A 6,188-nucleotide genomic window follows, 5' to 3' on the forward strand; every position below is an offset into this window, starting at 1 on the left:
GAACCGACCAAGAGACCGATCCTGCCTCAATCAGATGGCCTTCATATATGAATAACTTTCCCCGGACAGTCCTGCACTTGGGGGGGAGATGTCCGGCAGGACAGAGGGGGGTGTTTCGCGCTGACTTCTCGCAACCTTCGCTGTCACGTTCGCATGAAAAAGGGGCGCCGAAGCGCCCCTCCAACGGTGACCTGACTCACCCATTCACCAGCGCCAACAGCTCCTCGGTGTAGCGCTTGCCAACGACCTTGTCCGGCGACAGCGCATCGCCTATGGCCGCTACCTCGGCAGCGCTCAGCTCGATCTCCGCCGCAGCCGTGTTCTGCTCAAGATGGCGGATCTTGCGCGCGCCGGGGATCGGCACGATGAAGTCGCCCTGGTGCAGCACCCAGGCCAGCGCCAGCTGTGCCGTGGTCACGCCCTTTTCAGCCGCCATCTTTTCCAGCGTGGCGATGACGGCGGCGTTGGCCGCCATGGCATCGGCCTGGAAGCGCGGCAGGCCGCGGCGCCAGTCGTCGTCGCTCAAAGCCTCGGGCTTTGCGATCGTGCCGGTCAGCAGGCCACGGCCGAGCGGGCTGTAAGGGACAAAGCCGATGCCCAGTTCGCGGCAAACGGCGAACACCTCGTCTTCCGGGTCGCGGCTCCACAGTGAATATTCGCTCTGTACTGCAGCGATCGGATGCACGGCATGGGCCCGCCGGATGGTCGCGGCACTCGCTTCCGACAGGCCAAGCGCGCGCACCTTGCCTTCGCGCACCAATTCGGCCATGGCGCCGACCGTATCCTCGATCGGCACGTTGGGGTCGACGCGATGCTGGTAGTAGAGGTCGATGACGTCAGTGCCCAGCCGCTTCAGCGAGGCCTCGGCGACGGCCTTGACGTGTTCGGGACGGCTGTCGACGCCGGCCATGCGATCGATGCCGGTGCCCTCTTCCAGGATCTTGAAGCCGAATTTGGTGGCGATCGTCACCTTGTCACGCACCGACTTCAGCGCCTTGCCGAGCAGGATCTCGTTCTCGAAGGGGCCGTAGACTTCCGCCGTGTCGAAGAAGTTGACGCCGATCTCGACGGCGCGGTGCAGGGTGGCAATCGCGTCGGCTTCCGCCTGGCCGCCATAGGCGAAGCTCATGCCCATGCAGCCGAGGCCGACCGGGTAGACATTCAATTCAGTACCTAGCTTGCGAGTTTGCATCACGCGTCTCCTTGTTGTGATGCCTGGAAGATAGCGCCTTGCTTTGCGTTCGATAATCCGCTCATGTGTGTACGGGTTGTTCTAAAAAGTAGATCAATGAACCGAGCACATCTTTCACAGCTGGCAGTGCTGGCAACCGTTGCCCAATGCGGCAGCTTTCGCGGCGCGGCCAAGGAATTGGCAATTGCGCCATCGGCGGTAAGTCACGCCGTGTCCAGCCTGGAAACACGGCTCGGCGTACGCCTGTTGGCGCGCAGCACGCGCAGCGTCGCGCCGACGGAAGAAGGCGCGCAGTTGCTGGAGCGATTGCGCCCGGCTCTTTCGGAGATCGACCTGGCGCTGGAGACGGCGATCGAAGCACGCGATCGGCCTGCCGGCAATCTGCGGCTCAGCGTACCCCGCACGGCAGCGCATCTGGTGCTGACGCCACGGCTTGGCGCTTTTGCCGCGGCCTATCCCGATATCGTGCTCGAGATCGCCATCGAGGACCGCTTCACCGATGTCGTCGAAGGCGGTTTCGATGCCGGCGTTCGGCTCGGCGAGAGTCTGCAACGTGACATGATCGCGGTGCGGATCGGGCCGGACATTCGCGGCGCGGTGGTGGGCGCCCCATCCTATTTCGAGGCCATGCCCAGACCGCGCCACCCGCGCGACCTTGCCGACCATCGCTGCCTCCGCTTCCGCTTCTCCAGCGGCATCCTTTACCGCTGGGAGTTCGAGAGGAATGGCGAGGTGATCGAGATCGCCACGCAGGGGCCACTGATCCTCGATGAGGATCAGCTCATCGCGCAAGCAGCGGTCGATGGCGCCGGGCTTGCCTTCGTCTTCGAGGACTATGTGCGGGCACCGCTTGCCGACGGCCGGCTGATCCGCGTGCTGGAGGACTGGTGCCCGCCCTTCGACGGGTTCTTCGTCTACTACCCCAGTCGCCGCCAGATGCGCCCGGCGCTGCGCGCCTTCGTCGATTTCTTCAAGGTGAGTGGGTAAAGCGCGCTCACCCTCCCCCTTGTGGGCCCCTCAAGGGGGAGGGTGGAAGAAAGCCTCACCAACATTCGTTCACGTCCTATGCAAACATCGATCACCAACAGCACGACCCGCTACGGCTGGGGCGCGATTATTCTCCACTGGCTGATTGGGCAGGCGCGCTTCGATGGATAGTCTCCAATTGGCTTTTCTTCCGATATCGGGCAAACCTCGTGGCCTGTAATCGTGATGGAGAAGCCTGATGTTTCGATGGGGTGTGTTGTCCACGGCCAAGATCGGCCGCGAGCATTTGCTGCCGGCGATGGTCGAGGCGGAGAATGGTGTGCTGTCGGCGATCGCCAGTCGCGACCTGTCGAAGGCCAAGGCACTGGTCGAGCGCTTTGGCGCCCGCCATGCCTTCGGCTCCTATGAGGACCTGCTCGCCTCCAACGAAATCGACGGCGTCTACATCCCGTTGCCGACCTCGCAACATGTCGAATGGACAGCCAAGGCCATCGAAGCCGGCAAGCATGTGCTGGTCGAAAAGCCGCTGGCGCTCGACGCCAAGGACATTCTCCCGCTGATCAAGCTGCGCGACGCCAAAAAAGTGCTCGTCTGCGAAGCGTTCATGGTCATCTACCACCCGCAATGGATCAAGGTGCGCGATCTCATCGCCAGCGGCGCCATCGGCCGGCTGCGCCATGTGCAGGGCGCGTTCTCCTACTACAATGTCGACCCCAACAATATGCGCAACAAGCTCGATCTCGGCGGCGGCGCGCTGCCCGACATTGGCGTCTATCCGACTGTGTCGACGCGCTTTTCGACTGGCAAGGAGCCGCTGCGCGTGCAGGCGACAATCGAACGCGACGAGAAATTCGGCACCGACATCTACTCCTCGATCCGCGCCGATTTCGGCGACTTCGAACTGTCCTTCTACCTGTCGACGCAGATGGCGGCGCGCCAGGTCATGGTGTTCCACGGCGAGAAGGGTTTCATCGAAGTGTTCTCGCCCTTCAACGCCGGGCTGTACGACCATCACCGGGTCGAACTGCACAACCAGAACCACACCGAGGCGCAAGTGTTCCGCTTTCCCGGCACGCAGCAATACCGGCTGGAGGTCGAGACCTTCGCGCGTGCGGCACAGGGCGGCAAGGAGCGCGTCTTCACGCTGGAGGAATCCGTGCTCAACCAGAAAGTCATCGACGCCATCTTCCGCGCCGGCGGCAAGGATAGCTGGGAGACAGTCTGAGCTTAGCCGGCTGATTGGGAGGGGAAATGTCTGACGACGCGGACGTGATCATTGTCGGCGCCGGCCTTGCCGGGCTGGTTGCCGCCGCCGAACTTGCCGAGGCCGGCAAACGGATCATCATCGTCGACCAGGAGCCGGAGCAGTCGCTCGGTGGCCAGGCATTCTGGTCGTTCGGTGGCCTTTTCCTTGTCGATTCGCCCGAGCAGCGGCGCATGCGCATCCGCGATTCGCACGATCTGGCTCTGGAGGATTGGCTGGGCACAGCGGCTTTCGATCGGCCCGAGGATTTCTGGCCGCGCCAATGGGCGCAAGCCTATGTCGGCTTCGCCGCCGGCGAGAAACGCTCCTGGCTCCTTCAGCGCGGCCTGAAATTTTTCCCCGTGGTGGGATGGGCCGAGCGCGGCGGCGGCAATGCCATCGGCCACGGCAATTCGGTACCGCGTTTCCACATCACCTGGGGTACCGGCCCGGGCGTGCTGGAACCCTTCGTCCAGCGCGTGCGCGAGGCCCAGAAGCAGGGGCTGATCAGTTTCAAATTCCGCCACCGCGTCAATGAATTGACCCGCACGGGTGCTACCGTTGACGGTGTGCGCGGCGACATACTGCAGCCGAGCACTGTCGAGCGCGGCCACAAGAGTTCACGCGACATCGCGGGCGATTTCGCATTCCGAGCGCAGGCGGTGATCGTCGCCTCCGGCGGCATTGGCGCCAATCATCAGCTTGTCCGGGAAAACTGGCCGCAGCGGCTCGGCGCGGCACCAAAGCGCATGATCGCCGGCGTGCCCGATCATGTCGACGGCCGCATGCTGGCGATCACGGAGCAGGCCGGCGGCTCGATCATCAACCGCGACCGCATGTGGCACTATGTCGAGGGCATCAAGAACTGGTCGCCGATCTGGACCGACCATGCGATCCGCATCCTGCCCGGCCCCTCATCACTGTGGCTCGATGCGCACGGCAAGCGCCTGCCCGTGCCGCTGTATCCCGGCTTCGATACGCTCGGAACGCTCTCCCACATCATGAGCACCGGCTTCGACTATTCATGGTTCATCCTGACCAGGAAAATCATCCAGAAGGAGTTCGCGCTGTCGGGGTCGGAGCAGAATCCCGATTTGACCGGCAAGAGCTGGCGCCAGGTGCTCGGCCGCGCCACCTCAGGCATTCCGGGTCCTGTCAAAGCCTTCATGGAGAAAGGCGAAGACTTTATTGTCGAGGCTGAATTGCCGACGCTGGTCGCCCGCATGAATGCGCTCGCCGGCGGCGAGCCGCTGCTTGACGTCGCCCAGGTCGGGCGCGAAATCCGCGCCCGCGACCGGCAGCTCGACAATCCGTTCTCCAAGGACATGCAGATCACCGCTTTGCGCGGCGCCCGCGCCTATCTCGGCGACCGGGTGATCCGCACGGCCAAGCCACACAAGATGCTCGACCCGGCAAATGGCCCGCTGATCGCCGTGCGGCTCAACATCCTGACCCGCAAGACGCTGGGCGGCCTGCAGACCGATCTCGACAGCCGCGTTCTGGGTGCCGATGGCCAGCCGGTCGCGGGACTCTACGCCGTCGGCGAAGCCGCTGGGTTCGGCGGCGGCGGCGTGCATGGCTATGCGGCGCTTGAGGGCACCTTCCTCGGCGGTTGCATTTTTTCCGGCCGCAGCGCCGGCCGGGCGGCGGCCGAGGCCGTGCAATAAGGCCCAAACCGCGAGACGACAAAACCACTCACCAGAGCCAGGCGCCCTGTCCAAGCGCGGCCACTGCATCGACGATCCGGGTGAAGCTCGCGCGGGCGCGGCCGACCGTGTGCCGGGCTCTGAGATAGCCATGCACCAGGCCCGGTTCCTCGAACCAGTATGCCCGTCCGCCGGCAGCGACGATGCGGTCGCGATAGGCTTCGCCGTCGGACGACAGCGGGTCGCATTGCGCGGTGATCAGCACGGTCGGCGGCAGGTTGGCGAAATCGGCGTCGGCAAGCGGCGACTGCGTGATGTCGCCGGTACCGTCTCGCCCGCCGGTGCGGATGTTCTTGTAGAATTCGATGTCGCGCATGGTCAGCATCGGCGCTTCGGCATGCCTGAGATAGGATCCCTTCGACCGGTCGCCGCCAAGACCGGGATAGATCAGCACCTGGCCGATCGGCCGTTTCGCATGGCCGCGTGTCGCGTGGCTGACCGCGGCGGCAAGATTGCCGCCGGCGCTCTCGCCGCATAGAAGAATTGGGTGGCTGCGGGCGATGCCAGCCCATTCGAAGGCGCTCATCACGTCGTCGAAGGCCGATGGATGCAAGTGCTCCGGCGCCAGCCGGTAATCGACCGAGATCACCTCGTAGCCGGTGCGGTCGCAGAGTTCGGCACAGACATCGTCATGGCTGTTCAGGCCGCCGAGAATGAAGCCGCCGCCATGGAAATACAGCACCGTCACGGCTGCTTGGCGTGCGCTTCGGTAAATGCGGATCGGGATCTCGTGCGTTCGCGTTGCAATGGCGGAGGTTTCGACCGCGACGCCTTGCGGGTAGCCGGCAAAGAATTCGCGGCACATGCGGTCGTAGATGTCGCGCTGCTGCGCGATCGTGTAATCGATCGTGTCGGGCGGATAGTAGGAATTGGTCCGCTCGATGAAAGCCCAGGTCTCGGCGTCGATGAGCGTTTTGTAGTCGGTCATAGGCGCTGGAAGGGCTGCCAAGGTTGAGCCCGGGCGCCCCCCTCTGCCCTGCCGGCCATCTCCCCCGCAAGGGCAGGGGAATCGCATATGAGTAAGAGTAAGTCTTGCGTTGAGTGGAAAGGTTGATTCTTT

General features: G+C 63.9%; 5 protein-coding genes. 3 read left to right on the forward strand and 2 right to left on the reverse strand.

What is annotated here, in order from left to right:
• Positions 1 to 196: 196 nt before the first annotated feature.
• Positions 197 to 1,192, reverse strand: coding sequence for an aldo/keto reductase (locus NKJ01_RS35755; RefSeq protein ID WP_352735255.1), 996 nt, complete (start codon positions 1,190 to 1,192; stop codon positions 197 to 199).
• Between the two features lie 96 nt (positions 1,193 to 1,288).
• On the opposite strand from NKJ01_RS35755, the gene NKJ01_RS35760 reads away from it, so the two are divergent.
• From NKJ01_RS35760 to NKJ01_RS35770, 3 genes are all read left to right on the forward strand, one after another.
• Positions 1,289 to 2,179 (forward strand): LysR family transcriptional regulator, encoded by an 891-nt coding sequence (locus NKJ01_RS35760; RefSeq protein ID WP_352735257.1) that lies wholly within the window; start codon positions 1,289 to 1,291, stop codon positions 2,177 to 2,179.
• A 238-nt stretch (positions 2,180 to 2,417) separates the two neighbouring features.
• Entirely contained in the window at positions 2,418 to 3,404 is a 987-nt protein-coding gene (locus NKJ01_RS35765; protein ID WP_352735259.1) for a Gfo/Idh/MocA family protein, read from the forward strand.
• A 26-nt stretch (positions 3,405 to 3,430) separates the two neighbouring features.
• Positions 3,431 to 5,089: an FAD-binding dehydrogenase gene (locus NKJ01_RS35770; RefSeq protein ID WP_352735261.1), complete on the forward strand. Its 1,659-nt coding sequence runs from the start codon at positions 3,431 to 3,433 to the stop codon at positions 5,087 to 5,089.
• A 28-nt stretch (positions 5,090 to 5,117) separates the two neighbouring features.
• On the opposite strand, the gene NKJ01_RS35775 is transcribed toward NKJ01_RS35770, so the two are convergent.
• Positions 5,118 to 6,056 (reverse strand): alpha/beta hydrolase, encoded by a 939-nt coding sequence (locus tag NKJ01_RS35775; protein ID WP_352735263.1) that lies wholly within the window; start codon positions 6,054 to 6,056, stop codon positions 5,118 to 5,120.
• Positions 6,057 to 6,188 lie beyond the last annotated feature (132 nt).

Source organism: Mesorhizobium sp. M0276 (assembly GCF_040321755.1).
Lineage (GTDB): Bacteria > Pseudomonadota > Alphaproteobacteria > Rhizobiales > Rhizobiaceae > Mesorhizobium.